The sequence below is a fragment of the Pseudomonas sp. genome (assembly GCF_035277045.1).
Taxonomy (GTDB): Bacteria; Pseudomonadota; Gammaproteobacteria; order Pseudomonadales; family Pseudomonadaceae; genus Aquipseudomonas.
In genome coordinates, this window is the sequence record NZ_DATELE010000198.1 from 1 (window position 1) to 3,688 (window position 3,688).

At 63.9% G+C, this 3,688-nt stretch carries 3 protein-coding genes, 1 pseudogene and 1 riboswitch; of the genes and pseudogenes, 3 read left to right on the top strand and 1 reads right to left on the bottom strand.

Annotated elements, in window-relative coordinates:
• A pseudogene (locus tag VJS90_RS11205) lies at positions 1–266 on the bottom strand (hypothetical protein); the annotation flags it as partial.
• Between the two features lie 322 nt (positions 267–588).
• Here VJS90_RS11205 and VJS90_RS11210 point away from each other — a divergent pair.
• The 3 genes from VJS90_RS11210 to VJS90_RS11220 form a co-directional block, all read left to right on the top strand.
• The gene (locus VJS90_RS11210) at positions 589–1,755 is read left to right on the top strand and encodes a DUF1624 domain-containing protein (RefSeq protein ID WP_324121722.1); all 1,167 of its coding nucleotides are present in this window, start codon (positions 589–591) and stop codon (positions 1,753–1,755) included.
• Positions 1,756–1,788: 33 nt separating this feature from the next.
• A riboswitch (cobalamin riboswitch) is annotated at positions 1,789–1,985 on the top strand.
• 136 nt (positions 1,986–2,121) lie between these two features.
• On the top strand, positions 2,122–3,135 hold the full coding sequence (locus VJS90_RS11215; RefSeq protein WP_324121723.1) for an ABC transporter substrate-binding protein: 1,014 nt from the start codon (positions 2,122–2,124) through the stop codon (positions 3,133–3,135).
• On the top strand, positions 3,132–3,688 hold a 557-nt coding region (locus VJS90_RS11220), incomplete at its 3' end, for a FecCD family ABC transporter permease (protein WP_324121724.1). The genes VJS90_RS11215 and VJS90_RS11220, both read left to right, overlap by 4 nt.

The following is a 3,688-nucleotide window of genomic DNA, read 5'->3' on the forward strand; positions in this document are numbered from 1 at the left end:
TCTTTTTCGCCATATTTGCCTTCGATGCCGACCTGGTAGATCAGGCCAGACTCGGCCGTCATCTTGTTGCCGAACGTGGCAAAGACTCCCCCTTGTCCCGCATGAGCAGATGCAGTCTGACGTCCCCCTTCAAGCTTGAACTTGTCGTAGCTGCCCAACCCGCCCAAGGTGAAGACAGGGCCGGTGTCCGGTGCTGCGAAGGCGCTCGCCGGAGCGCAGATCAGGGCCAGGATGCAGGTATTACGCAGCAGGTTGCGAGTAGTCATTCGCAAAAATCTCCATGACAGGAAAAAGGGCAGTCAATCGCAATCATTTCGAAGAACTGCCCCTTGGAAAGTTCTATTGAAAACAATGGAAAGTGCTGGATGCTTCGTCATGTCCCCGATTTGCCGGTCCAACAAGCGCCCCGGGGTAGTTACCTGCCAGTTCCAACAAAGATGATCGCTCGCCCCGCTTGCTGCTGCTCCTGACTGCCAAACTCCTTATGGGACTCGAGCTGATCGCTGACGCACAAAGCCCTTACACTTGAACAAGAAGTGTTATAGGATAACGTTTCATTAGATGCCAACCCTGCCTGCGATCCCCTCAATGACAAGTGCCTCCGCCACTCCCACCTTGGTCACGCAACGCCTTCAGAGCATCGATGCCCTGCGCGGCCTGGTGATCCTGTTCATGCTCCTGGACCACGTCCGCGAAACGTTTTTCCTGCATCGCCAGGTCACCGATCCAATGACGATCGATGCCACTGACCCCAGTCTTTTTTTAAGCCGCACACTGGCACACTTGTGCGCCCCGGTATTTGTACTGCTCACCGGACTTTCAGCGTATCTGTACGGTGAGAAAAACCAGGGCCGGAGCGACGTATCTGCCTTTCTTTTCAAGCGCGGCATGTTTCTGGTGCTTCTGGAGTTCACCCTAGTCAACTTCGCATGGACTTTCCAGTTGCCACCTAGTGTGATTTACATGCAAGTGATCTGGGCCATCGGCGTCAGCATGATCGCCTTGGCGGCGCTGGTATGGTTGCCCCGGGCCTGGCTGCTGGTGATCGGCGTGGCCATCGTTGCCGGGCACAACCTGCTTGATGGCCTGCACTTCGCACCGGGCTCTGCCCTGCACGTACCGTGGGCCATCCTGCATGACCGTGGCTGGCTTGAAGTGTCCGACAGCCTGCGGCTGCGCACCTCCTACCCGGTGCTGCCATGGATTGGCGTGATCGCCCTGGGTTATGCGCTCGGCCCGTTGTTCGCTCGCACCATCGCGCCCGGCGAACGCCAGCAGCGTCTGCTGCTGGTCGGCGCCTGCGCCCTGCTGGGGTTCGTTGCGTTGCGCCTGCTCAATGGATACGGTGAGGCGCCGTGGTCGAGCTATCCGGGCGTGACCCAGACGGCGATGAGCTTCTTCAACATCACCAAGTACCCGCCCTCGCTGCTGTTCCTGACCCTCACCCTGGGCATCGGCCTGTTGCTGCTGCGCGGGTTCGAGCGCGCGGGCCAGGCACGCTGGATCAGCGCGCTGGCCGTGTTTGGCGCGGCGCCGATGTTCTTCTACCTGCTGCACCTGTACGTGCTCAAGCTGCTGTACCTGGCGAGCGTCGCGCTGTTCGGTCTCAACCAGGGTGACTACTTCGGTTTCGACGGGATCGGCGCCGTGTGGCTGGTGGCGGCGTTGCTGAGCGTGTCGCTGTACCTGCCGGTGCGCGGCTTCGCCCGGCTCAAGGCACGCCGGCGGGACATCACCTGGCTCAAGTACTTCTGACCTGAAAAGCGTTCCCATCCGGCGGTCCGATGGTCTACCATGCCGCCCGCCGGTTTCCACACGGAACTAACAGGGAATCCCCGGCCCGCCATGCGCGGGCCAAACGGAACTGCCCCCGCAACTGTAAGTGCCGAGCCCGCTCCCTCGATGCCACTGGGTCAATCCCCGGGAAGGCCGGAGCCGGGCCATGACGCACCAGTCAGGAGACCTGCCGGCAAACAATCACCAACCGGCGGGGTGTCCGGGATGGCCATCTTCACCGTGCGCGGCCCACCCGCGCCCGGGACTGCCCTGCGTGCGCGCAGGGTGGGCGATGCCTGTCCGCGCGTACCTTCCGTGTACTGACCGATAGGAGATCGACCCACCATGCTGCCCCGTTTCGTCACCCTGCTGGCCGCCCTCGGCCTGAGCGGCCTGGCCCAGGCCGCCGCGACCCATTATCCGCTGACCGTCGATAACTGCGGCATGCCGCAGACCTTCCAGCACGCTCCCGAGCGCGCCGTGACCATCGGCCAGGCGGGCACCGAGATGCTCTACGCCCTGGGCCTCGGCGACAAGCTGGCCGGCACCTCGCTGTGGTTCAACAACGTGCTTCCTGAGTTCCAGGCGCTGAACGCCAAGGTCGAGCGCCTGGCCGACAACGATCCAAGCTTCGAGTCGGTGATCAGCAAGCGTCCGCAACTGCTGGCCGTGCAGTTCGAGTGGATGGTGGGCGCCCAAGGAGTGGTCGGGACACGCGAGCAGTTCAATGAGCTGAAGATTCCCACCTACCTGCTGCCGTCGGACTGCGAAGGCAAGGACAACCTGGTCGGTGCCGACGGCACCCGCCTGCAGCCGTTCAAGGTCGAGAGCATCTACAAGAGCGTCAGCCAGCTGGCCGAGATCTTCGACGTGCAGGATCGCGGCGCCGCGCTCGACACCGACCTCAAGGCGCGCCTCGACACCGCCAAGGCACGCCTGGCCGGCAAGGACCTGAGCAAGACATCGGCGCTGTTCTGGTTCTCGAGCGCAGACCTGGACATCGACCCCTATGTCGCCGGTCGCCAGGGCGTTGCCGACTACATGCTGCAGACCCTGGGCGTGCGCAACGTGGTCGAGTCCACCGAGGAGTGGCCGACCGTGGGCTGGGAAACCCTGGCCAAGGCCAACCCGACCTGGCTGATCATCGCGCGCATGGACCGCCGCCGCTTCCCGGCCGACGACTTCGAGAAGAAGCTTGAATTCCTGCGCAGCGACCCCGTCACCAGGAACATGGAAGCGGTGAAAAACAACCGCATCGTGGTCCTCGACGCCGATGCCATGCAGGCCGGCATCCGCCTGTTCCGCGGGCTGGACACCCTGTCCCAGGCCTTCGCCTCTGGTAAAGCACCGCAACCATGATGCGTCTGCTGCCCCTCTATGCCGTGGCCCTCGCCGCACTGCTCGCGGCCTTGCTGGCCGGTACCGCCATTGGTGAAGCCAGCGTTTCGCCGACGGCGGTCTACCAGGTGCTGGCCAACCAGCTGTGGGGCGCCGGCTACCCGGTCGACCCCATCGACCAGGGCATCGTCTGGAACTACCGCCTGACCCGCACCCTGGTGGCCGCCGCCTGCGGCGCTGGGCTGGCGACCTGCGGGGTGATCCTCCAGGCGCTGCTGCGCAACCCGCTGGCCGAGCCATACCTGCTTGGGTTGTCGGCAGGTGCCTCGACCGGCGCGGTGATGGTCGCCCTGCTCGGCTTCGGCGCGGGCGCCCTGACCCTGTCCGGTGGCGCCTTCATCGGGGCGCTGGCGGCGTTCGCGCTGGTGCTGCTGCTGGCCCGCGCCAGTGGTCCGAGCGGGAACAACGCCCAGGTGATTTTGGCGGGCATTGCTGGCTCGCAGCTGTTCAACGCGCTTACCGCGTTTCTGATCACCAAGTCGGCCAGCGCCGAACAGGCGCGGGGCATCCTGTT

What these genes read in the sequence shown, in the direction of transcription:
- VJS90_RS11210 (WP_324121722.1), top strand. Translation starts at nt 589, where the DNA reads ATGACAAGTGCCTCCGCCACTCCCACCTTGGTCACGCAACGCCTTCAG.
- VJS90_RS11215 (WP_324121723.1), top strand. Translation starts at nt 2,122, where the DNA reads ATGCTGCCCCGTTTCGTCACCCTGCTGGCCGCCCTCGGCCTGAGCGGC.